The organism is Frankia sp. Hr75.2, assembly GCF_949319125.1.
Classification (GTDB): domain Bacteria; phylum Actinomycetota; class Actinomycetes; order Frankiales; family Frankiaceae; genus Parafrankia; species Parafrankia soli.
On record NZ_CASGGV010000005.1, the window covers coordinates 1 to 21,522 of the forward strand.

21 protein-coding genes, 1 tRNA gene and 1 pseudogene are annotated in these 21,522 nt (G+C 73.6%); 13 read left to right on the forward strand and 10 right to left on the reverse strand.

What is annotated here, in order from left to right:
- The first annotated feature begins 107 nt into the window (after window positions 1-107).
- Window positions 108-1,562: an MFS transporter gene (locus AC559T_RS00310; protein WP_498867341.1), complete on the forward strand. Its 1,455-nt coding sequence runs from the start codon at window positions 108-110 to the stop codon at window positions 1,560-1,562.
- Here the strand turns inward: AC559T_RS00310 and AC559T_RS00315 are convergent.
- Window positions 1,532-2,215 (reverse strand): alpha-ketoglutarate-dependent dioxygenase AlkB, encoded by a 684-nt coding sequence (locus AC559T_RS00315; protein WP_498867342.1) that lies wholly within the window; start codon window positions 2,213-2,215, stop codon window positions 1,532-1,534. The two genes, AC559T_RS00310 and AC559T_RS00315, sit on opposite strands and share 31 nt — an antisense overlap.
- Before the next feature lie 103 nt (window positions 2,216-2,318).
- On the opposite strand from AC559T_RS00315, the gene AC559T_RS00320 reads away from it, so the two are divergent.
- Complete coding sequence (locus tag AC559T_RS00320; protein ID WP_071060054.1) at window positions 2,319-2,786, forward strand: MarR family winged helix-turn-helix transcriptional regulator; 468 nt, start codon at window positions 2,319-2,321, stop codon at window positions 2,784-2,786.
- A 48-nt stretch (window positions 2,787-2,834) separates the two neighbouring features.
- On the opposite strand, the gene AC559T_RS00325 is transcribed toward AC559T_RS00320, so the two are convergent.
- The 5 genes from AC559T_RS00325 to AC559T_RS00345 all read right to left on the reverse strand — a co-directional run bounded on the left by AC559T_RS00325 (window position 2,835) and on the right by AC559T_RS00345 (window position 7,324).
- Complete coding sequence (locus AC559T_RS00325) at window positions 2,835-3,275, reverse strand: metal-sensitive transcriptional regulator (RefSeq protein WP_498867343.1); 441 nt, start codon at window positions 3,273-3,275, stop codon at window positions 2,835-2,837.
- Between the two features lie 75 nt (window positions 3,276-3,350).
- Window positions 3,351-3,953, reverse strand: coding sequence for an STAS domain-containing protein (locus AC559T_RS00330; RefSeq protein ID WP_498867344.1), 603 nt, complete (start codon window positions 3,951-3,953; stop codon window positions 3,351-3,353).
- Window positions 3,954-4,144: 191 nt separating this feature from the next.
- Window positions 4,145-5,749 carry an allophanate hydrolase gene (locus AC559T_RS00335; RefSeq protein WP_498867345.1) on the reverse strand — a complete coding sequence of 535 codons (1,605 nt, stop codon included), beginning with the start codon at window positions 5,747-5,749 and terminating at the stop codon, window positions 4,145-4,147.
- A 26-nt stretch (window positions 5,750-5,775) separates the two neighbouring features.
- A complete protein-coding gene (gene biuH / locus AC559T_RS00340; RefSeq protein ID WP_020458328.1) occupies window positions 5,776-6,519 on the reverse strand; it encodes a biuret amidohydrolase in 744 nt (247 codons plus the stop codon).
- Window positions 6,520-6,598: 79 nt separating this feature from the next.
- Window positions 6,599-7,324: a GntR family transcriptional regulator gene (locus AC559T_RS00345; protein ID WP_112104996.1), complete on the reverse strand. Its 726-nt coding sequence runs from the start codon at window positions 7,322-7,324 to the stop codon at window positions 6,599-6,601.
- A gap of 338 nt (window positions 7,325-7,662) precedes the next feature.
- Here AC559T_RS00345 and AC559T_RS00350 point away from each other — a divergent pair, with 338 nt between their 5' ends.
- Window positions 7,663-8,421, forward strand: coding sequence for an alpha/beta fold hydrolase (locus tag AC559T_RS00350; RefSeq protein WP_498867346.1), 759 nt, complete (start codon window positions 7,663-7,665; stop codon window positions 8,419-8,421).
- Window positions 8,422-8,486: 65 nt separating this feature from the next.
- On the opposite strand, the gene AC559T_RS00355 is transcribed toward AC559T_RS00350, so the two are convergent.
- Window positions 8,487-8,636, reverse strand: coding sequence for a hypothetical protein (locus AC559T_RS00355; protein ID WP_020458332.1), 150 nt, complete (start codon window positions 8,634-8,636; stop codon window positions 8,487-8,489).
- A 242-nt stretch (window positions 8,637-8,878) separates the two neighbouring features.
- Window positions 8,879-9,265 (reverse strand): hypothetical protein, encoded by a 387-nt coding sequence (locus AC559T_RS00360; protein WP_498867347.1) that lies wholly within the window; start codon window positions 9,263-9,265, stop codon window positions 8,879-8,881.
- Between the two features lie 79 nt (window positions 9,266-9,344).
- On the opposite strand from AC559T_RS00360, the gene AC559T_RS00365 reads away from it, so the two are divergent.
- Window positions 9,345-9,575 (forward strand): hypothetical protein, encoded by a 231-nt coding sequence (locus AC559T_RS00365; protein ID WP_195905892.1) that lies wholly within the window; start codon window positions 9,345-9,347, stop codon window positions 9,573-9,575.
- A gap of 987 nt (window positions 9,576-10,562) precedes the next feature.
- Window positions 10,563-10,838 carry a hypothetical protein gene (locus AC559T_RS00370; RefSeq protein ID WP_498867353.1) on the forward strand — a complete coding sequence of 92 codons (276 nt, stop codon included), beginning with the start codon at window positions 10,563-10,565 and terminating at the stop codon, window positions 10,836-10,838.
- 62 nt (window positions 10,839-10,900) lie between these two features.
- Here AC559T_RS00370 and AC559T_RS00375 read toward each other — a convergent pair.
- Together AC559T_RS00375 and AC559T_RS00380 are read right to left on the reverse strand one after the other, a co-directional pair.
- A pseudogene (locus tag AC559T_RS00375) lies at window positions 10,901-10,993 on the reverse strand (FmdB family zinc ribbon protein); the annotation flags it as partial.
- A 91-nt stretch (window positions 10,994-11,084) separates the two neighbouring features.
- Window positions 11,085-11,894, reverse strand: a complete 810-nt coding sequence (locus tag AC559T_RS00380; protein WP_498867348.1) for a 5-formyltetrahydrofolate cyclo-ligase — start codon at window positions 11,892-11,894, stop codon at window positions 11,085-11,087.
- A gap of 456 nt (window positions 11,895-12,350) precedes the next feature.
- Between AC559T_RS00380 and AC559T_RS00385 the strand changes: the two genes are divergently transcribed.
- The 8 genes from AC559T_RS00385 (at window position 12,351) to AC559T_RS00420 (ending at window position 20,905) form a co-directional block, all read left to right on the forward strand.
- Window positions 12,351-13,346, forward strand: coding sequence for a UTP--glucose-1-phosphate uridylyltransferase (locus AC559T_RS00385; RefSeq protein WP_498867349.1), 996 nt, complete (start codon window positions 12,351-12,353; stop codon window positions 13,344-13,346).
- 455 nt (window positions 13,347-13,801) lie between these two features.
- Window positions 13,802-15,076 carry a molybdotransferase-like divisome protein Glp gene (glp, locus tag AC559T_RS00390; RefSeq protein ID WP_498867350.1) on the forward strand — a complete coding sequence of 425 codons (1,275 nt, stop codon included), beginning with the start codon at window positions 13,802-13,804 and terminating at the stop codon, window positions 15,074-15,076.
- The gene (gene moaC / locus AC559T_RS00395) at window positions 15,073-15,588 is read left to right on the forward strand and encodes a cyclic pyranopterin monophosphate synthase MoaC (RefSeq protein WP_498867351.1); all 516 of its coding nucleotides are present in this window, start codon (window positions 15,073-15,075) and stop codon (window positions 15,586-15,588) included. The genes glp and moaC overlap by 4 nt, the downstream gene beginning before the upstream one ends.
- Window positions 15,585-16,166 carry a MogA/MoaB family molybdenum cofactor biosynthesis protein gene (locus AC559T_RS00400; protein WP_112107709.1) on the forward strand — a complete coding sequence of 194 codons (582 nt, stop codon included), beginning with the start codon at window positions 15,585-15,587 and terminating at the stop codon, window positions 16,164-16,166. The genes moaC and AC559T_RS00400 overlap by 4 nt, the downstream gene beginning before the upstream one ends.
- Window positions 16,163-16,795, forward strand: coding sequence for a GNAT family N-acetyltransferase (locus AC559T_RS00405; protein ID WP_020458344.1), 633 nt, complete (start codon window positions 16,163-16,165; stop codon window positions 16,793-16,795). Before AC559T_RS00400 ends, AC559T_RS00405 begins: the two co-directional genes overlap by 4 nt.
- A gap of 675 nt (window positions 16,796-17,470) precedes the next feature.
- Window positions 17,471-19,459 (forward strand): SepX/GlpR family protein, encoded by a 1,989-nt coding sequence (locus tag AC559T_RS00410; protein ID WP_498867352.1) that lies wholly within the window; start codon window positions 17,471-17,473, stop codon window positions 19,457-19,459.
- Window positions 19,460-20,197: 738 nt separating this feature from the next.
- Window positions 20,198-20,815, forward strand: coding sequence for a hypothetical protein (locus AC559T_RS00415; protein WP_420497592.1), 618 nt, complete (start codon window positions 20,198-20,200; stop codon window positions 20,813-20,815).
- Between the two features lie 16 nt (window positions 20,816-20,831).
- Window positions 20,832-20,905 (forward strand) — tRNA-Ala (locus AC559T_RS00420).
- The last annotated feature ends 617 nt before the right edge of the window (window positions 20,906-21,522 follow it).

The window sequence follows — 21,522 nt, forward strand, 5'->3', positions numbered from 1 at the left end:
CCTGGTCGGTCCCGCCCGCCTTCCGTGAGCGGCGCTGCCCGGTGTGTCCGTGTGACTTCGTCCGGTTGCGGTCGACAGATACCTCTGTTGCAGAGGAATATAAGGGTGTGGAGATCGCGAGCCGGCCAGGACGGATGTCCGGTGCGGCCGGTGCCCTGCTGCGGGAGCCCGCCCGGCCGGCCAGGATCCGTGAGTCGTCGCTGGCGACCGTGCTTGCGGTCGGCACCGTCTGCATCGGCAGCTTCCTGGGCCAGCTCGACGCCAGCATCGTCACGATCGCGCTCGCCGACCTGCGTGCCGACTTCGGCGTGTCGCTCGGCCTGGCGACCTGGGTCAGCCTTTCCTACCTGGTGACGCTGGTCGCGACCATCGCCGCGCTCGGCCGGCTCGCCGACATGTACGGCCGCAAGCTGCTGACCCTGTACGGATTCGCCCTGTTCACGGTGGCCTCGGTCGGCGCCGCCCTGGCCCCCGGCATCGGGGTGCTCATCGTCTGCCGGGTCGCGCAGGCCCTCGGCGCGGCCATGCTGCAGGCGAACAGCGTCGCCCTGATCGCGACGACCGTCGAGCCGAGGCGTCTCACCGCGGCGCTCGGCGCCCAGGGCGCCGCCCAGGCGTTCGGGCTCTCGCTCGGGCCGTTGGCCGGCGGTCTGCTGCTCGAGCTCGGCGGGTGGCGGTGGGTCTTCTGGGCCCACATACCCGCGGGCGTGCTCGGGTTCGTGCTCGGCGTCCTGTTGCTGCCCCGCACGAGGGCGCACGCGCCGCGGACGCCGTTCGACTGGCGGGGCCTGGCCCTCCTGATGCCCACGGTGTCGGCCGTGCTGCTCGCGCTGTCGGTCGGCGAGTCCGCCCGCTCGGTCGGCCCGCTCGCCGCCGTCGGCGGGCTGGTGCTGGTCGCGGCGCTCGGCGGGGTGCTGTTCGTCCGCCGTGAGTCGTCCGCCGCGAGCCCGATGGTCGACCTGCCGCTCGTGCTGCACCCGGCGGTCGGGCCGCGGCTGGCCGCGGGGATGCTCTCCTTCCTCGTCCTGTTCGGCCTGCTGCTCACGATTCCGCAGAACTCCGACGACGGCGCCGTGGCGGTGGGCCTGCTGCTGGCGACCCTGCCGATCGCGATCGGGGTCGCGGCGCCGGTCGCGGGCACGCTCGTCACCCGGCTCGGCGTCCGCGCGGTGGCGTCCGGCGCGATGGTGTGCGTGGCCGGCGGCCTCGGCCTGCTGGCGGCGGGGGGGAGCGGCCCGGCTGTCGGCGTGCCCTCGCTGGCGCTGATCGGCTGCGGGCTCGGCCTGTTCACCCCGTCCAACAACGGCGCCGTCATGGCTGCCGTGCCGGCACAGCAGAGCGGGATGGCCAGCGGCGTGGTGAACATGACCCGAGGGCTCGGCACAGCCCTGGGTGTCTCGGTGTCGGCTCTCGCCTACGCGGCGGGTGGCTTCGTCGCGACGATGCTGCTGCTCGCCGCGATCGCGCTCGGCGGGGCACTGCTCGCCGCCACAGCCGCCGCGCACACGGTGCCGGGCAGCGGGCTGCCGCGTCAGCGCGAGAACGACCGCGCGGCGCCGTAACCGGGCCCGATCTCCGGCTGGCCGGCGCGGGACGTCCACCGCCACTGCACCGAGATGCGCCCGCCCACGTACCCGGGGACCCGGGGCACCGAGTGCAGCCAGTCGGCCTGCGCGCGCCCGCCGAGCACGAGCAGGTCGCCGCCGGCCGGGGCGAGGTCGCGGCCACCGGGAGCCATCGGGTCGTTGAGGATGCGGCGGCCGGGCGGCAGGTGCCGGGACTTCACGAGGAACGGCCGGCGCGCGCCGAGGGTGAGGATCGCGATTACCGTGTCGTCCAGCCAGCGCATCTCGCGGTCGCGGTGGAAGGCGACGGCGTCGTTCCCGTCGCGGTACCAGGACATCCCGTAGCCGTCGAAGTCGACCCCGTAACGGCGCCGCAGCGCGCGGTAGGCGTCCAGCAGGGCGGGGAAGGGCACCGGGTGCCCGCTGCGGATGAAGGCGCTCAGCCGCGGCTCGGTCACGTGGCGCTCGTAGCGCCACATGGTTCCCTGCCGCCAGGAGGTGCCGTCCCGGACGGCGTCGTAGAGCTCGTCCGCCCCGGACATCCAGCCGCGGGCGACGTCCACCCAGGAGTGGTCGTCGAGGCGCACCCGCTCGAACACCGCGGACGGGTCGACGCCGGGGATGACCCGCCGGCCGTCGTCACCGGTCATCGCCCGACGCTACCTCCGTCCGCACAGGGCCCGGAGGCGGCGGGGTCGAACCGTGCGGGATGACCGGACGCCGGGCTTCCGCGGGCGTAACCTCCCGGTTGTCATGACGGTAGATCAGCATGCCAACGCCGTGGGCCTCACCGAGGTCGTCACCCGGCTGCGGCGGGTGCTGCGCAGCAGCATCCGCGCGGACATCCCGTGGGAGTCGCTGCCCATGGCACAGGTGGAGCTGCTCCAGTGCGTCGCCGAGCGGGACGGCACCCGGGTCGGTGAGCTCGCCGGGTTGCTGCGGCTCGCGCCGAACTCGGTCTCGACGCTGGTCGCCCAGCTCACCGATGCCGGCCTCGTGCGGCGCGAGCGGGATCCGGCGGACCGCCGGGCCGTGGCCCTGCGGCTCACCGAGGCGGGCGAGCAGGCGCTCACCGGATGGCTGCAGGCGCACGAGCGGCGCATCGGCACCGCCATGGAGCTCCTCGCCGACCACGACCGCGACGCGATCATCGCCGCGTTGCCGGCCCTCGGCCGCCTGGTCGAGGCGCTCGGCGACCGCCCCCGCCCGCCCAACGAGTGAGATCACCCGGGACGGCCTGGTCAGTGGGATCGGTCGATGTTCCCGGCCTCAGGACCGGACGAGGCGGGCGATGGCCGCGGTCGCCTCACGGACCTTCTCGTCCGCCGCGGGCCCGCCCTCGGCGACGGCCTGGGCCACGCAGTGCGCGAGATGATCGGACAGCAGGCCGAGCGCCACGGACTGCAGGGCCCGGGTGGCCGCGGACACCTGGGTGAGGATGTCGATGCAGTACTTGTCCTCGGCGACCATGCGTTGCAGGCCGCGGACCTGGCCCTCGATCCGCCGCAGCCGGGCGGTGTACTCGTCCTTGCTGTTTGCGTAACCGTGCTGCGACTTTCCGTGATCGGAGTGGGGTGGGGTTGGTTGGCTCCCGTCCGGCTGGCTCTCGTCCGACCGGCCCGCCTCCGGTTGGCTCGCCTCCGGTCGGCCCAGCTCCGGTTGGCTCTGAGCCGCCCGGTCCTGAGTCGTCTGGCTGACTTCGGCCTTCACTCGCACCGCCCGCCCCACGCCGTCACCCCGGAGATACCCCCCAACGGTACGTGCGAACAGGGGTGACCGTCGAGGTCAGCCCAGGGGGCCCAGCAGTTCGACCCGGACGCCCCGGTCGTCCAGCGCCTGGCGGACCCGCGGCCCCGCGTTGCGCAGGCGCAGCCGGGAGCCGCAGCGGGTGGCATGCCGGCTCATGGCTCCGAGCAGCACCGCTCCCAGTGGATCGGCGTCCCGCACGCCGGCGAGATCGACGATGATCTCCCGCTGCCCGAGGGCGGCCGCCCTCGCGACGGCGGACCGCGCCGCGCTCGCGGCGCTCGCCACGAGCAGCCCGGACAGGTGGATGACGGCACCCTCCTCCCAGAGCTCGACACGGGCCGAGAGGGGACACGCCGAGGGGCGGGGCTCGACGGCGGAGAGCGCGGCAGCGGCCACCACCCTGCCCCCGGCGGCGACCGTCGCAATCGCGGCGGTGCCCGCGATTGCGGTGGTCGGTGTGATCTCGGCCGTGGCCACCGGGCCGGGTGGCGCCGCCCCGGAGGCGCGCAGCGGTAGCGCCCCCGGTGGGGCCCCCGTCGGTGGGGCCGCCGTGACCGGCACGAGTGCCGTCGAAGGCCCTGCCGCGCGGCCGGCATGGGTGGTGAGAGTGCCGGCTTCTTTGCCGATGGTGAGCGTCACGTCGTCTCCGAAGGGAGCGAGGTCGCGGTAGACGCGCGAGAGTTACCCCAGGTTCCTGCCCGGTAAGTATCGCGCCCTCTCGTGACGGAAACCAATGCCGAAAGTCACCTTGTGTTGTGCCGGCAGCACGTGTATAGCGTGTCACATTTACGAGCGTCGGCCTGGTCGGAGCTGGTAGAAGCGCCGGTGTCTCAGGCCAGGATCTCCGCCGCGACGTCGGTGGCGGCGGGGAGCAGGAGGGAATGGGAGCCCGCGCCGACCGGCAGGCCGCTGCACCGGTGCAGCAGCTCGGCCGGCGCCGCCAGCAGCTCGTCGCCCCCCGCCGGAGCCAGCAGGGTGACACCGAACGGCAGGCCCGCCGCGAATCCCACCGGAACAGCCACCGCGGCCAGGTCCAGCAGGTTCGCGAACGTCGTGTACCGGCCGAGGTTCGCGTTGAGGCGGATCGGGTCGGCGAGCATCGCGTCGATCCGGTACGTCGTCGGAACGGTCGGCACCACGACCATGTCGACGTCCACCCACGTCCGCTCCGCGCTGCGCCGTAGGGCGCGCAGCCGGGTCAGGCCGCGGAACACCTCGGCGCCGGTGATTCCCGCGCCCGGTTCGAGAACCGCCCGGATGACGGGATGCACCGGGTCCGCCGGGCCGGCGTCCGGGACCGTCTGAAGGAACGCCTCCACGGCGGCGTACCGCTCCGCCAGCCACGGGCCGCCGTAGAGCAGGGTGCCCGCCTCCAGGAACGGGCCGAGGTCGATCTCCGTCACCTCGGCGCCCCCGTCGGCGAGCAGGCCCACGCCGACGCCGAACACGGCCGCGGCGCCCGCGTCGCCGAGGAAGTCGAGCTGATCGGCCCGGGGCACGCCGATCCGCGGCCGGACCGGCTCCGGAACCTCGGCCCGCGGCACCTCGGTCCGCGGCACCTCGGTCCGCGGCGCTCCGGTCCGCGGCGCTCCGCCCGGCGCCGGGCTTCCGAGCCCGGGGAACCGGCGGGAGTACGGGTCCTCCTCGTCGTAGCCGCTCATCACCGACAGCACGCGGTAGGCGTCGGGTACGGAGAGCGCGAAGACGCTCGGGCAGTCCAGCGAGCGGCAGGCGGGCACCACGCCCCTTGTGCTCACCAGCCCGCGGGACGGCTTGAGCCCGACGGTGTTCGTCAGCGCCGCCGGCACCCGGCCCGAGCCGGCGGTGTCCGTGCCGACCGCGAACGTGACCAGCCCGTCCGCGACGGCCACACCGGATCCCGAGCTCGACCCTCCGGCGATCATGTACGGGTCGAACGGGGACGAGGGGATCCCGTAGGGGGAGCGGGTGCCGGACAGCCCCGTGGCGAACTGGTCGAGGTTGGTCTTCCCGACGCAGACCGCGCCGGCCGCGAGCAGCCGGGCGACCGCCGGCGCGGTGCCCGCCGGGAGCCGGCTGAAATCGGGGCAGCCGGCCGTCGTGGGCAGCCCGGCGACGTCGATGTTGTCCTTCACCGCGAACGGCAGCCCGAACAGGGGGGGCAGGCTGGGCCCGGTCCCGGCCGTCGTCCCGGGCTCGGGCCCGAGCCCGTCGGGGCCGGCGTGTCCGAGGCGTGCGCTCGCCAGCAGGACGTCCAGCTCGGTGGCCCGGCGCATCGCCTCCGCGCGGGGCACCAGGGTGATCCACACTCCGTCGTCGCCGCGTGCGGCGATCCGGTCGTAGACGCCGTCCACCACCTCGCGCACGCTCAGCCGTCCCGCGAGGTAGCCGGCGCGCAGGACGTCGGCCTGCAGGTCCGGTGGGGTGGTGGGGCGGCGCGTGCTCCGGTCGCTCACCGGGCGGTTGCTCACCGGGCGGTCGCTCAGGCCGCCGCGAGCGCGGCCGAGACCGCGTCCCGCACCGCCGCCGAGGTCGCGACGGCGCCGAACACCCCGCCCTGCATCGTCACCATGTGCAGGGCCGCCCGGTGATTGGCGGGGTCGGTCGCGCCCGTGCAGTCCGAGAGGATCAGGCACTCGTAGCCGCGGTCGTTGGCGTCGCGCATCGTCGTGTGGACGCAGACGTCCGTGGTGATGCCCGTCAGGATGATGTGGGTGATCCCGCGCCGGCGCAGCACGAGGTCGAGGTCCGTGGCGTAGAACGAGCCCTTGCCCGGCTTGTCGATGATCACCTCGCCGGGCAGTGGCGCGACCTCGGGGACGATCTCCCAGCCCGGCTCGCCGCGGGTGAGGATGCGCCCGCGCGGGCCCGCGTCGCCGATCCCGGCGCCGATCCGCTTCGAGCGCCACAGCTTGTTCGGCGGGCAGTCGGACAGGTCGGGGCGGTGCCCCTCCCGGGTGTGAATGATCATGAAGCCCAGGGGACGCAGCACCCCGAGCAGCGCCGCCGTGGGGGCCAGGCCCGCCCGGGTGAGCTCGAGGTCGTACCCCATCGTGTCGACGTAGCCGCCATCGCCGCAGAAGTCGACCTGCCAGTCGATGTTGATGACGGCGGTGGTCGCGGGGCTGAACGAGCCGTCGTAGGGCCAGTTGTAGGGCTCGGCGGTGACGGGCCCCACGGTGAGACCACCGCTCGCGGGGGCCACGGGTTCGGTCGTGACGGTCATCTGCTCCTCCTCGGCCGTCCAGGTCTCTCGTCGGCACAGCGTCTTCCGCCGGCGCAGCGTTTCCCGTCGGCGCACCGTGCTAGGTGGCCGAGCGGGGCGGACGTCCGCGGTTCAGCACCATCTGGGTGATGGCCCGGGCCGCCCGCCGCTCCACGACCTCCATCGACTCGCCGACGTGGCTGCGCAGCGCCCGCACACCCGCCTCCATCTCCCCGGCGAGCACCTTCTCGAGGATGTCGAGATGCTGGGTGATGGTCAGATCGATCCGGTCGGCGGTCAGGAAGTCGTACATCCGCACGGGGCGGATCCGGGCGTTCACAGCGTCGAGCATGTTCGCGAGCTCGCCATTGCCGGACGCCCGGCTGAGCGTGATGTGAAAGTTCTCGTCCAGGGCCACAAAGGCCGGGTCGGGCGTGGGGGGATCGGCGCGTAGCGCCCGCCAGTCGTCGCGCAGCGGTTCGAGCAGTGCGGCCTGGTGCGCCGCGCCGGACTCCAGCGCCCGCTGCAGCCCGCGCAGCTCCAGCGTGACCCGGATCTCGTACAGGTCGCGCAGCCCGGCGAGGTCGGGTTCGGCGGGGTAGTAGCCGCCGTCCTGCCGCTTCTCGACCAGGCCGTCTCCGGCGAGCCGGGTCAGGGCCTCGCGTACCGGTGTCCTCGACACTCCCAGCAGCGCGGCGACGCGTTCCTCTCCCAGGCGGTCCCGGAAGGAGAACTCCCCTGACATGAGCCGATGGCGCAGCGCGACGTAGACATGGTCCCGCAGGTTTCCCGAGCCGGAGGCCCGGGTGGTTGGCGACGGTGTCATGACGCCGAGCATCTGCCATGGACGGCGCGGACGTACCACCCGCCCGCCGTCCCACCGGTGACCCGCCTCGCGGGGCACGCGGCGCGGGGCCTTGCCGGGATCGCGGCACAGGCAGCAGTGCAGGTCGTGGTGCCGGCCGCGGCGGGTGTGTGGCCGGGCCCGGCCCGCGGTGGCGGGCGGAGCACCCGTCCGCGGCTTTCTGCATACCGAGCTGTATACAGTGTCGTGTACATGAAAGTGAAGGTAGAGACGAAGAATTTTCTGATCAACACTCGCGCAGTTACATTCACACGTCGACGGTTAAGTACCCGTTAATCGAGGGTGCGGAAGGTGGCCGGATGGAGCCGCGCGGTGCGCACGGGACCCGCAGCACCCCCCAGGGCGGCAGCGCGCAGGGAAGCGTCCCGCAGGGCGGCCCCGCCCAGGGTGCTGTCGCCGCCGGCCGTGGCGCCGGGACTGCCGCGGGCCCGGCCTTCCTCCTGCTGCACGGCACCGCGACGACCGGGGCGGTGTGGTCGGGTGTGCGCGCGGCACTCGCCGGCCGGGAGGTGCACGCTCCGGACCGCCCGTCCACCGGCGAGCTGGCCGCGGAGATCGCGGCCCTGGCGCCGTCCGTGGCCGGCCGGCTGCTCGGGGGAGTCAGCGGCGGCGCCACCCTCGGTCTCGCGATGCTCGCGGCCGGCGTCCCCATGGTCGCCGCCGTGCTGCACGAGCCGGCGGTCGGCTCGCTCGTCCCGGGGCTGCTCACCCCGATGGCGGAGGCGTTCGCCTCGGGCGGGGTGACGGCGTTCGGGCAGCGGCTCTACGGCCCGTGCTGGCGGCCGGGGCACGCGCCGGCCGACATCGCGATGGTGGAGCGCGACCTCGAGATGTTCCTCGGCTTCGAGCCGGGCTCACCGCCCGTGGGGGCGCCACCGGTCCTGATCACCGTCGGCGCACAGTCACCGCCCGTGCGGCATCGCGCGGCCGCGGCGCTGCGGGCCCGGTTCGATCTTCCCGTCCGGGTGCTGCCGGGGTGCGGTCACGCCGTCCACCTGGAAGCGCCGGAGCTGTTCGCCGCGCTGCTCGCCGAGACCGCGGCCGGCCTCCCACACTGATCCGCCGGCGCTGAGCGGCAGGTGCTGGGCCGCCTGCGCTGATCTGCCTGCGCTGAGCGGCCGGGTCAGCGTTCGACGTGGTGGGGCGGCAGATCCGCCAGGAGACGGGCGAGGTCGGCGTCGGCCTCGTTCTCGTCGAGCAGAGTCTCGTCGCCCCAGCCGATCTCCCGCTCGTCGCTGGGGAGTTCGTGGTCGGGCAGCGGCGCGTCTCCCATGAGGATCTCCTCCGATCGCCATGCGGCCCGGTGGCCGCTCGGTCTGTGCGGGGCGGTCCTGTCCGGCCGGTGTCCTCGCGAGCGGCGGCACCGGCGGCGGGGCCAATCTACCGGCGCGGCCCCGCCGGACGGGGCAGACGACACGGCCCGCCACCGGTCCCGTTCCGACGCTCATCTTCGGGCCCCGGGCCCCGGGCCCTGAAGCCCGGGGCCCGGGGAACCAGGCCAGCCCCTTGGTGGCACTAGGGGTGAGCCTCGTCGCACGGGCGGGTCGGGCGGGCGGCGGCCGCCGCGCGGTCGGCTGGTGCGCGGTCGGCGAACGTCGCGGTAAGCGCCGCCGCCATCGCGCCGACGATCACGCGGTGGGTGGCCTGCCCGCCCGCGCGGTAGGCGTCGCGCTCCCGCTGGGACCAGGCCCGTTCGAACAGGCCGGGCTCCGCGGGCTCGGTGGCCAGGACGGCCCGCAGCGAGGCCCGGTACCTGGCCACCAGCAGCGGCGGTTCGCCGTACGGATTCTCGTCGTAGGCCTCGTCGCGGTCTATCAGCTCACGGATCTCGTCGCCGCCGATCGGCCGTCGCGGCCGGTGCTCTGCCGACGGATGTGCTGCGGGTGGGTCTGCTGGGGGCATGGTTTCCTCCTCGGCCATTATTTGTCGACAAGCAAAAACGACCCTAGCGAGGTTCTTGGACAAGAGCAAAGTGGTTACGATGTTCGCTGTGGACGACGGTGAGCAGTTGGTGGGCATCGGGGACATCGCGTTCCAACTCAAGATCACGCGACAGGCCGTGGACTACTGGACTCGCAAGGACGCCAAGTTTCCGGAGCCTCTGCAGGTCATCAACGCGCCGGCCGGCAGTGGGGCCAAAGGAACCAGGGTTTGGCGCAAGCGTGAGGTCGACGCCTGGATCGTGGAGCACTACCGGCGGCGCAAACAGTAGTGGCATGCGCGTCCGGTATGGCTGATCGAGGTACGGCTGATCCCGGCGCGGTCGCGGTGGCCGGGATGCCGTGCGGTGTCAGGGATCCCGTACACAGGGAGCCTTGATCACAAAAACGGGCAATACGCCCGAAACGCCCACGACAAGTGTCGCCGGGTATGTGATTCGACCCGCTCAAGCGGAGCGCGGTCTCCGATCTCGTGGATCGACGGTATTCGGTACCCGAGTTCGCCGTGGTGGTCCGTTAGTGCGGCCGGGCGCCTTCCGGTAACCGGTCGCGTGACGCCGCCGCCGTCTTGAACGCGTGCGACGGAGGGCGCGCCGGCAGGGTTCCTTCCGCTGCTGCCGGTCGCAATTAGCCGGACGTCCTTGAATCCGTTTAATTGGGTACACCAATCTCTTCGGTGGTCCGCCCATGCGGCTGATTGCCTGCCAGTCCGTTGCCGCCGAGCCGTCTTGTTGTCGCCACGCAAGCTGGTGCGCCACTCGGGAGTCGTGGCGGCGAACCACGAACTCGCTGGTGAGGGCACGCTGCGGGGGTGGGGGGACGGTCTGCGGGGCCCGGCGGCGTGGGCGCGTGACCAGGCCCGGGCCCATGGTTCGAGGGATGGTGGGTCGGTGGCCACCTGGCCTGGGAGGCACCCCACCGGGCGGGCCGGGCCGCGGCGGCCGGCGTCACCACGGCTCGCTCCGAGCCGGCCGGGGTCCGCCCCGAAGTGAGTTGCCGCAGCGGCGTATGGAATGGTTGAGCCAACTCACTCCGCTGGCGACCCCACCGTGAGGAGTATCAGCTCACGTCGATGACGGCCCCACCGGACCGGGCCGCCAGGCCGAGGAAGCCGGCGCGGGGAAGAACGCGATCAGGCGGAACCGGTATGTATGGCTGACCAGCTCGCGCGGCTGACCGGCGCGTCGGTGGCCCGGGGCGGATGACGAGCTCCGGAGACGGGCATGGGGCAGCCCCCGGCAACTGCCGGGGGCTGCCCCATGCGAAAGGTGACAGGCGGGCCGGGGGCGGTTCCCGGCCCCCGTCAGGCCGCCGCGGTGCTGGAGGCCGTGCTGCTGGACGTGCTGGACGAACCGCCGTCACCCGACGAGGACCCGGCCGAGGCCGAGGACGAGCCGGTGGAGTCCGACCTGGTGGCCGAGGAGCCGCCGTCGGCGCCGCTCTTGGCGGACGAGTCGCCGTCCGACGAGCCCACGGAATCCTTGGGCCGGGCCGGGACGCCTGACGAGGACCCGGACCGGCTGTCGGTCTTGTAGAAGCCGCTGCCCTTGAAGACGAGGCCAACGGAGCTGAACACCTTCCGAAGCCGGCCCGTGCAAGCAGGACACTCGGTCAGTGCCGCGTCACTGAAGCTCTGCACGGCCTCGAGATCGTGCCCGCAGGCGGTGCAGCGGTACTGGTAGGTCGGCACGGACTCCTCCCGGAGTTGGCACTCGGTGGTAAGGACTGCCAACTCTAACGCCTCGACGGGCCCGCTGGCTTCCCGATTGCCGGAGCAGGTGTCACAGCGGTGCCGGTCGGACGATTCTGGTCGGCGTCACGATGATGGTCACCGGCCGGTCGTGCGGCTTCGCCGGGACGTCCCCGAGCAGCTCGCGGTCGTTCAGCAGCGCGATCACCGGGGTCCCGGGGGTGGCCCGGGTCAGCGCGCGGTCGTAGGAGCCGCCGCCGCGTCCGAGCCGGTTGCCGCGCTCGTCCGCCGCGAGGGCGGGCACGATCACGACGTCGGCCTTGGCGAGCTCGACGAGCGGCGCGCTCGGCGGTGGCTCCCGGGTGCCCATCGCACCGGGGATCAGTGTGCCGGCGAACTCGCGGAAGTCCAGGTCGAGGTCGGCGCGCACGACCGGCAGCAGCACCCGTACGCCCCGGGCGCGCAGCCGGGTGAGGATCTCGGCGGTGTCGGGCTCGTCGGCCATCCCCACGTAGGCGGCGACGCAGGAGGCGGCGGTGACCTCGGGCAGCGCGAGCAGCCGCTCGGTCAGCACGGTCGGGTCCGGCAGGACGCCGGCCCGGCGCAGCGCGAGCAGCCGCCTGCGCAGCTCGCTCTTGGGCTGTGGCGCTCCGGGCCGCGTGTACGCGGGCACCGGCCCGGGTCTCGTGCCGAGGCCGGAACCGGGGCCGGCCGCGATACCGTCCCCGGCACCGTCCCCGGAACCATCAGCGCCGGAACCCGAGCCGGCCGCGGAACCCGAGCCGGCCGCGGAGCCGGTGATCTCCAGGTCGGCGGCCGCCGACCCGGCCGGCCCCACGGGATCCCGTTCGGAGCCGGACCGGCCCACCACGCCACTGCCGGTGACGGTACCTCCGGTCACAGCCATCCCCACCCTCAGCGCACTCGGGCCCGGTTACCTGGGCGCTGGGCCCGCCACCCGACTCCTCGAGCTTTCCGCACCGGCGTGCTGTCCATGCGGCCGATGGTGATCCGAAAGACGACACCGGCACGACATCCCGCTGGCGAAGGCCTCACGGTACCGTGATCGACCCGCACGTGGAGATCTGCCCGCTGCGGACCCGCCGGGCCCGCCCGACAGGTCGGTGAGCGTGACTTACCGGGTGCGGACGGTCGGTCCCGGAGCCGTCTTGGCCGGGCGCGGCCCGCCGTGAGCGGAGCGGGGCTGTCGGGTGCGCCGTGCCGCCGGGGACCACGATGGCCCGATGCCTCACGCGGATGCGGGTTCACGGCCAACACGGATGATCACTAGCTGTGAATGTCCTGTGTGTGTACGCCGTCGTGCCCTGAGGATGCCCGCCCGACTAAGGTTTCGCCCATGCCAGTGACGAAGGCGGTCATTCCCGCCGCGGGTCTGGGGACCCGGTTCCTGCCCGCGACGAAGTCGGTTCCCAAGGAGATGCTACCTGTCGTCGACAGGCCGGCCATCGAATACGTCGTCGAAGAGGCCTCCCGCGCGGGCCTGCGTGATGTGCTGCTCGTGACGAGCCGCACCAAGAAGGCCATCGAGGACCACTTCGACCGGGAGGGGGATGTCGAGGCCGCGCTTGAGCGCAAGGGCGACAAGGTTCGCCTCGAACGCGTCCGGGCCTCCGCCGAGCTGGCCGAGGTCCACTCCGTCCGTCAGCCCTCGCCGCGGGGGCTCGGTCACGCCGTTCTGTGCGCCTCCGCGCACGTGGGCGACGAGCCGTTCGCGGTCCTGCTCGGGGACGATCTCATCGACGAGCGTGACCCGCTGCTGGTCGAGATGCTCGCCGTCCAGGAGCGGCACGGCGGGGCGGTCGTCGCGCTGATGGAGGTGCCCGAGGAGGCCGTCTCCATGTACGGCGTGGCGACGATCGCTCCGGCGGCCGCCGCTCCCGCCTCGGCCGCTCCCGCCTCGGCGGTCTCGGCGGCTTCGGTGGAGCAGGTCCCGGCGGGCGGGTCCGGCGGGCGCTACCGGACGGTGCGCATCACCGACCTGGTCGAGAAGCCGCCGGTGGACGAGGCGCCCAGCAACCTGGCCGTCATCGGGCGCTACGTGCTGCCTGCGGAGATCTTCGACGTCCTGCGGGCCACGCCGCCCGGCCGGGGGGACGAGATCCAGCTGACCGACGCGCTGCGGACGCTGGCGGAGCGGGCCGGCGCCGACCCGGGCGCGGAGATTCCGGTGCACGGCGTCGTGTTCACCGGGCGCCGTTATGACACCGGTGACCGGGTCGACTACCTCAAGGCGGTCGTCCGGCTCGCCTGCGAACGGCCGGACCTCGGCCCGGAGTTCTACCCGTGGCTGGAGGAGTACGTGGCGTCCGGCGGTCCCAAGGCCGAATGCTGACCGGCGGGGCGGGCTCGCCCGCGGCCGCGGTGGCCGTGGGCCTGCCTGTCCCGAGGGCGGACGCCGACGGACTTACCTGACGGGGCGCTCCGAGCGGGCTCAACCGACGGTGCTCCTGGATGATGCTCCTGATGGAGCGCACCTTGTCCGCCGGTGACGTGCCGCACTGACGAAAAGTGACCAGGCCTGCGCGGCGAAGGACAGGTCAGGAATTTCTCGGGGCCCTTGCTTGGGCGCATCGGCACCTTCGGGCAGACTGGACGCGCGTCTTCGCGCGGAAATGTCCAGGCTCCTGACATGTTGGCCCTGAAGTCGCCACGTCAGGCGAGGAACCGCCCGCGGGTCAACGGCTGTCGAGAGCTCACTCGCCGGCCGTCATGGCCTGCTGCCCGGCACACCGCTGACACGAAGGCTATATGGCCTGAACAGAAGTGTAAAGAACGGGACGGGTGCCTGTGAAAACGGTAGACCAGCACGCATCGGACATTATCGCCGCAATCCACCCCATGTCGCCGCGGCGGACGGCGCTGCGCGAGGCGCACGGCTGCGTGCTCGCGGCGCACGTGCGGGCGACGGTGGCCGTCCCGGGCTTCGACAACTCCGCGATGGACGGCTACGCCGCCCGCGCCGCGGACGTCGCCGAGGCCAGCGAGGACAACCCGGTGACGCTCCCCGTGGCCGGCGAGATCATGGCCGGCCCGGTGTCACCCGCGCCGCTCGCCCCGGGCACCGTCGTACGGATCATGACCGGTGCCCCGCTCCCGAAGGGCGCCGACACGATCGTCCAGCTCGAGTGGACGGACGGCGGCATCGAGACGGTTCGGATCAACCAGGCGCCGCGCCGCGGGCTGCACATCCGCCGTGCCGGGGAGGACATCGCGCCCGGCAACCTCGTGCTCGCCGCGGGCACCGTGCTCGGCGCCGCGCAGATCGGCCTGCTGGCGGCCGTCAACGTCGCCCGGCCGGCGGTCCACCCGCGTCCGCGGGTGGCGGTTCTGTCCACCGGCAGCGAGCTTGTCGAGGTCGGCACCCCGCTCGGGCCGGGCCAGATCGTCGACTCGAACAGCCACGCCATCGCCGCCGCGGCGCACGAGGCGGGGGCGCTCGTCCGCCGGGTCGACGGGGTGTCGGACGACCCCGACGAGTTCGGCGCGACCTTCGACGAGCTGCTGCGCAGCACCGACGTCCTGATCACCACCGGCGGGATCAGTGTCGGTGCGAGGGACGTCGTCAAGCAGGTCCTGAGCAAGTCCGACGAGATCCGGTTCGAGCGCATCGCCATGCAGCCCGGCAAGCCGCAGGGCTTCGGTGTCGTCGGTGGCGTGCCCGTCTTCACCCTTCCGGGTAACCCGGTGAGCGCCCTGGTGTCGTTCGAGCTGTTCGTCCGGCCGGCGCTGCGGCGGATGCGCGGCCTGCCGGCGGGCCCGGGGGGCGCGAGCTGGCGGCAGCCGGCCACCGGCACCGTCACCGTCCGGGTGAGCGAGGCTATGCAGTCCGCGGCCGGAAGGCGTACCTTTCCCCGGGTCCGTCTCGAACGTGACGACACCGGGGAGCTGGTCGCGACGTCCGCCGGGGGGCAGGGCGCCCACCAGATGTCCGGGCTGGCCTCGGCCCACGCGCTGCTCGTCGTCCCCGAGGAGGTCACCGAGGTGCCCGCAGGCACGAAGCTTCCCGCGGTGCTGCTGCCCGAGCCCGAGTGGGCCGGCCCGTTCGGTGAGGCCCGCGGGTGACCGGTCCCGGGCGGTTCACCCACGTCGACGACCGGGGCGCGGCGCGGATGGTCGACGTCTCGGCGAAGGAGGTCACGGCGCGCACGGCGACCGCCGCCGGCTGCCTGCGCACCTCACCGGACGTCGTCGAGCTGCTGCGCGGCGCGGGGGTGCCCAAGGGGGACGCGCTCGCCGTGGCCCGCATCGCCGGGATCATGGGCGCCAAGCGCACCCCGGACCTGATCCCGCTCTGCCACCCGATCGCCGTCTCCGGGGTCAAGGTGGAGCTGACCGTGGTCGACCACGGGGTGGAGATCACCGCCACGGTGCGCACCGCCGACCGGACCGGGGTGGAGATGGAGGCGCTGACCGCGGTCGCGGTCGCCGGGTTGACGCTGCACGACATGGTGAAGGCGGTGGACCCGCTGGCCGAGCTGACCGAGGTCCGGGTCGTCGCCAAGACCGGCGGGAAGTCCGGGGACTGGCACCGCGACGGCGCCGGGCCGGCGGGAGACGGGGCCGGGCCGTCGTGAGCGGCGCCTCCGGGCTGCCGGCAGGGGTTCGGGCGCGGGTCGTGACGGTGTCCGACCGCGCCCACCGCGGCGCCTATCCCGACCGCTCGGGCCCGCTGCTGGTCGACGCCCTGGTCGGGATGGGCTTCGACGTGCCCGCGCCGGTCGTGGTCCCAGACGAGCGGGCGGAGATAACCGCGGCCCTGCGCGCGGCCGTCGACGCCGGGATCGACCTGGTGGTGACCACCGGGGGAACCGGTCTCGGGCCGCGGGACGTCACACCGGAGGCCACAAGGGACCTGCTTGACCGAGAGGTGCCCGGGCTGGCCGAGGCGCTGCGGGCGGCCGGGCGGCTCAAGGTGCCCACCGCGGTCCTCTCCCGTGGCCTCGTCGGCACCGTCGGAACGACCCTGGTCGTGAACCTGCCCGGCTCGACCGGGGGAGTGCGCGACGGCGCCGCGGTCCTCGCCCCGGTCGTCGCGCACGCGATCGCGCAGCTGCGAGGCGACACCGACCACTCCGGCGGCACCGACCGCTCCGGCGGCCCGTCGGGTACGGCGCCCCACCCGCCCGCGTCCACCGGGGGCACACCGGCGTGAGAGCGCCCGGCTGGCCGGTCACCCTGCGCCATGATGACGTCGTCGTCCGGCCCATGCGCCTGCGTGACGCCCCGACCTGGGTCGAGGTCCGCACGCGCAACGCCGACTGGCTCGCTCCGTGGGAGGCCACCTCGCCGGGCTCGGCGTCGGTGCGGGCCACCTGGAACGAGCGCCAGACCATCGGCGTCTACACGCAGATGCTCCAGCGGCTGCGGGCACAGGCCCGGGTGGGCGCGGCGCTCCCGTTCGCCATCGCCGTCGACGGACGGTTGGTGGGGCAGCTCACAGTGTCGACGATCGTGCGCGGGGCGTTCAACAACGGCCAGGTCGGCTACTGGGTGGACGGCGCGCACGCCGGCCGTGGCATCGCCCCGACAGCGCTGGCGATGGTCACCGACCACTGTTTCGGCCCGGTCGGGCTGCACCGGCTGGAGGCCAACGTCCGCCCGGAGAACGCGGCCAGCCGCCGGATGCTGGTGAAGCTGGGCTTCCGCGAGGAGGGCCTGCACCGCAGATTTCTCGCGATCGACGGTCGGTACCGCGACCATATCGGCTATGCACTGACGACCGAGGACGTCCCCGGGGGATTGCTGGCCCGCTGGAGCCGCACCCGTTCGCCCTCCTCCTGAGCAGGCTTACGGCACAGGCTTTCGCCCCGGCGTCGTCGGTGCCGGTGGTCTCTTTGTCCAGTGCCCGTTAGCGGGGTTTCCGGCGTCGCCCAGGCCCCTCTTCAGGGGGCGGCTCGCGGTCCGTTCGGACGTCCTACGCGACCTCTTCGGACGTCCAACGCGTGCCGTTCGGGTCGCCTTCGGCGTGCCCGCGCGGTGCCGCTGGTGCTCGCCGTGGCCCACTCGGGCCGCTTGGGTCGTCACTCAACCTGCTCGGCGTTACGTTGGGTGCTCGTAGTGTGACCTGCCCACCCGGACGGGGGGAGTATCACCCAGCCCACATCGGTATCACCTCGGATTGACAGTGGACGGCCACCCGGTGAACCTCGCCGACGAGTGCGACACGCGGGCTTCCGGTCGGTGACCGCGCGCATTCCGCTCACTAGCGTCGAGCACGGAATCGTAAACGACGACATCGAGAAGAGGCGTCCAGATGGTCTGCTCGCTCGCGCATGCCGCGCCTGGCGCGTCCGATCCGCGCCCGGCTCGCGGCGGGCGGGCGGGGACCAGGTCCTCTCGCCCCGGCCGCCCTGAGGGATGCCCAGCCGGCCCCGCCGGCATCGCGAACGGCTCGCGTCGGCCGAACGGCGTCAGGTCGCCGAACGACGTCCCAGGAACATTGCGGAGCGTGACCGCGTGAGTGCGCTCATCTGGCTGGCGATCGTTGCCGTATGGGGCTTCGTACTCATCCCCATGTGGCTGCGTCACCATGATTCGGCGGTGGAACAGCGGTCCGCGGACCGCTTCTCCACCGCCATGCGGGTGCTCTCGCGGCGCGGCTCACCGCGCGCCGGCACGGGCCCGCTGACGCGGGCCCCGTCCGAGGGCTCGCCGGCGGTGGCACAGGAGGCGGCAGGGATGGCGCGATCGCGCTCCGGCGAAGGTCCCGGCACGGGGCAGCTCGGCGCGGCCGACCCGGCGGATACCCGGGCCGGGGTGAATTCCGCGGCCGCCCCGACCTCTCCGGAGACTTCCGGCGCGGCGGCATTTCCCGCGGGCACCGGCACGGACGCGCACCCCCGCACGGACCTGGCCGACGACCTCGACCCCATGGACGATCTCGAGCACCTGGACGGGCTCGAGCACCTCGACGGCGTTGACGGGACGGACGGCGTCCACGGCCTGGAACACGCCGACGGGATGGACCTCGACGGGATGGATGACTTCGCGGACGGCCGCTCGGCGGGGGCGCCGGGCACGCCAGGGGACGTTGATGCGCCCCCGCGGCTGTTCGGGCCGACCTCGGGTGTGCCGCGTCGTGTCCCCGCCGACCGGGCGGTCCGCGCGGCGCAGGCCGATCGCACGGCGCTCGTCCGGCAGCGGCGGCAGCGGCTCTTCGTCCTGCTCACCGCGCTGCCGATCAGCGTCATCCTCGCAGCCACGCTCGGCGGCATGTGGATGATCGTCCACCTCGCCGTCGACGTCGCCGCCGCCGGGTATGTCCTGCACCTGCGCCGGTCCGCGCAGGCGCACCGCCGGGTGGTGCGCTCCCGGGCCGCGCTCGACCGGCGGATCGCCGCCGAGCGCGCCGTCCGCGCCTACGGCGGCATCCGCGGCTGGACCGGCGGTGCGCGGGAGCACGCCCCGGGCTCCGCCTCCTGGGCGGGCGGCGCGGCACGCGGCACCGAGTACTCCCCGGTGCGGTTCTCCGCCGGAGGCCCGGCCGAGACCCTCACCGCCGACGACCTCGCGCACGCGCGGGCCGAGACCGTCGACCTCGGCTCCGTCGCCGACCAGGCGCACGCCACAGACGGGGCCGATGGCCACCGTGGCGGCGCGGGCGACGACGAGGCGGAGGGCGACGACCCGGCCCACCCCGGCGACGCCCACGACGCTTACGAGGCCCACGACGCTTACGACGCTTACGAGGCGGACGCGGCAGCGTCCTCGTCGCCGGCGGCAGAGGGCGCCCACCCCGGCCACCAGCCCGAGTACGCCGAGTACACGGCCCGCCGCGACGCCTCCGGTGACGTCGAGTACGTCGAGTACGTCAACGCGGAGCAGCTGGGCTACGACGCCGCGGCGGCCTACCCGACGCCCGCCGGTGACGCCGCGCGGACCGAGTACGCCCAGTACGCCGTCCAGGCCGAGTACACCGAGTACCCGGGGCACGTCGAGTACCAGGCCGGGTACGTCGAGTACGCCCAGCAGGCCGGCTACGCCGAGGAGGCCGGGTACGCGGAGCAGGCCGGCTACGCCGAGGCGGCTGGCTACGGCGAGGCTGCCGGTTACGCCGCTCACGCCGGGGCGGCGGGCTACGCCGAGGCGGCGGGCTACGCCGAGCAGGCCGGATACACGGAGCAGGCCGGATACGCCGAGCAGGCCGGGTACGAGGCCGGCGACCAGGTCGCGCGCGGCTACGGTGGCGCCGCCGGGCCCGCGGCACCCCGCTCCGGCGGCGCGTCCCGTCCCGTCCCGCGCCCCGGGGCGCGGCCGAACACCTCGCGTCCCGGACGCGTCCAGGTCAACCCGCCCGGAACGCACGGCGGCCTGATTCCGCCCGCCGCGGCGACCGCGGGCCAGAGCGAGGCGGTCGCGGCGACCGAGGCGACCGGGCCGGCGGCCGGCGCCCAGGCACCGGACGAGCTCGAGACCCTGCTCCGGCGGCACGCCGTCGGTAGCTGACCACCAGCGGCCGACAGTCGCCGGCCGGCCACCAGCGGCTGGCCGTCGGTGGCTGGACTGCCGGGCACCGGCCGGTGCCCGGCACCGCCGTGTGGGTGACTCCGGCTACAGGTTCCGGCGGCTGATCGGCCGCCGGAACCGGAGACATCCAGGCCGGCGGTGATGGCCCGCGGCGAGCCGGCGCCGCCGGGCGTCGGCGGGCGCTGACGGGCCGGGTCGCGTCCGGCCGGGGGCCCGGTCCGCGTGCATAATGGCCTCGTGACACTCCGCTCGCAGACCACCCCCGCCACCGCTCGTCGGCGTGCCGGGGCCCTGGCTGCCTGTCCGCGGTGTTGTCCCTGCCCTCGCGCCCACTGACGCCGCGCCCGAACCTCGAACGGCCGCCCGGCGTCGCCCGATCCGGTTCCACCCGGCGGGCCGGGGCGTGAGGGGCCTCCGGATCACGTTCCTCCCGCCTGGCCGGCCAGCGGCCTGAGCCCACGCGGGGCACGTGATCACGTGCCAACCTCCCGGAGCTCACCGCGGGCCGATGCCCGCGCTCGCACTCCGGCGATGTGTCCTTCCGTGTTCGTTCATCGGTGCGTCCCGGTGTCGCGCCGTCGGTGTCTCCTTCCGGCCCCGCCTGTCGCGCGCCCGTCCGCGCCCCTGGGCGGGCTCCGGAACGCCGGCGAGACGTGGGCCAGCCGGGGCGAGGCGCCGGCGGGGACAGCCCGCGGCAGGAGGAGAGATCCGGTCTTGATGTTCGAATCTTGGCTCGCCCGGCTGCGGGACCGGGGATTCGTCATGTGCCCGGCGAGCAGCGCCATTCCCGTGGATGTGAGAGCCGTCGCGGCCGACGGCACGGGCCTGCATTTCCGCTGCCGTGGCGTCCGCGTCCGGCTCGCGGTCTACCGGCCCGGCCGAGCGGCCTGGCAGACACCGCTGCGGGACGAGAACTGGGCGCCCGAGGAGTCCCTGGAACTGTGGGAGCGCCGCCCGCTGCGCGACGGCACCGTTCCCGCCAAGGGCCGCCTCGTCTTCGTGGCGGACGGCGAGGACGGCGCCGCGGAACCGGACGCGGAGATAGTCCTCGACGGCGCGCGCAGCCGCGGCTGGCGCGGCCACGAGGCCGGGCTGCTCCGGACGGCCGAGGCGGCGTCGTTGTTCGAGAACATGCTGCTGGTCGCCGGGCTCGCCGCCGAGCTCGACGAGATCCCCGACGCGGCGAGCCCACCGGTCTTCGCCGTCCTGCCCAGCACGCCGTGGCCGCTGGTTCAGGCTGACCCGGCCGGCTGGGACGGCGGCCGGATCGTCCGCCAGACGGATCGCCAGCCGGCCAGCGAGGGCGCCCACCCACTCCCATCCGGCGTGCTGTAAGCTTCAGTTGCTTCCAGGGGGTGTAGCTCAGCCTGGTAGAGCGCCTCCCTCGCACGGAGGAGGCCAGGGGTTCGAGTCCCCTCACCTCCACTCGCCCTCAGCGGTGCTTGCTGCGCCGTCTGAGGGCTTCATCATGTCTGCCCGGGGGCCGACCCCCGGACCCCCACGTGCGCGATCGTTTTTCGGGTCGGTGGTGTTCGCGCGATGCCAGGGGTTCGAGTCCCCTCAGCTCCACAATCCGACCCACCGTCGACGCCGTCCGCCCGAGCCGTTGGGTGATCTCCCGGATTCTGTGGCTCTGCTCGCGCAGTGTCGCGATCCGCCGCCGTCCCCACCCCGACAGCGCCAGCCTCCAGTGCTCGGTCTCGACCTCCGACTGCCGTTTCCGCCCACGGCGTCCCATCTCCACACCCCTCGTCTGGCGGGAGTGTTGCGACGAGCGCTCGAACCCACCGGTGGCGTTGCGAGTCACCCGCAGGCCCGCCAGGGCTCGAACAGGGGTGTTTCTCAGGGCTCCGGCGAGGTAGCTCACCGTTTTGATTCGCTACAGGCTGTGACGAGGAGACCGAGTGCCACGTTGCGATCGGCGGCGACCTCCTCCAGAGTTTCCTTGATTTTCCTCCTGCCGTTGAGGCGGAGGATTCCGATGGTCAGGTTCCGGAGGCTCGCGAAAGCGTGATTCGTGTTCCCGGTTTAGGGGCTCTTCC

Coding starts and splice junctions, on each gene's coding strand:
- AC559T_RS00315 (WP_498867342.1), bottom strand. CDS start 2,215: ATGACCGGTGACGACGGCCGGCGGGTCATCCCCGGCGTCGACCCGTCC.
- AC559T_RS00415 (WP_420497592.1), top strand. CDS start 20,198: ATGTTCGAATCTTGGCTCGCCCGGCTGCGGGACCGGGGATTCGTCATG.
- biuH (WP_020458328.1), bottom strand. CDS start 6,519: ATGACCGTCACGACCGAACCCGTGGCCCCCGCGAGCGGTGGTCTCACC.
- AC559T_RS00370 (WP_498867353.1), top strand. CDS start 10,563: ATGCGAAAGGTGACAGGCGGGCCGGGGGCGGTTCCCGGCCCCCGTCAG.
- AC559T_RS00320 (WP_071060054.1), top strand. CDS start 2,319: ATGACGGTAGATCAGCATGCCAACGCCGTGGGCCTCACCGAGGTCGTC.
- AC559T_RS00365 (WP_195905892.1), top strand. CDS start 9,345: ATGTTCGCTGTGGACGACGGTGAGCAGTTGGTGGGCATCGGGGACATC.
- AC559T_RS00385 (WP_498867349.1), top strand. CDS start 12,351: ATGCCAGTGACGAAGGCGGTCATTCCCGCCGCGGGTCTGGGGACCCGG.
- AC559T_RS00360 (WP_498867347.1), bottom strand. CDS start 9,265: ATGCCCCCAGCAGACCCACCCGCAGCACATCCGTCGGCAGAGCACCGG.
- AC559T_RS00350 (WP_498867346.1), top strand. CDS start 7,663: ATGGAGCCGCGCGGTGCGCACGGGACCCGCAGCACCCCCCAGGGCGGC.
- AC559T_RS00355 (WP_020458332.1), bottom strand. CDS start 8,636: ATGGGAGACGCGCCGCTGCCCGACCACGAACTCCCCAGCGACGAGCGG.
- AC559T_RS00345 (WP_112104996.1), bottom strand. CDS start 7,324: ATGACACCGTCGCCAACCACCCGGGCCTCCGGCTCGGGAAACCTGCGG.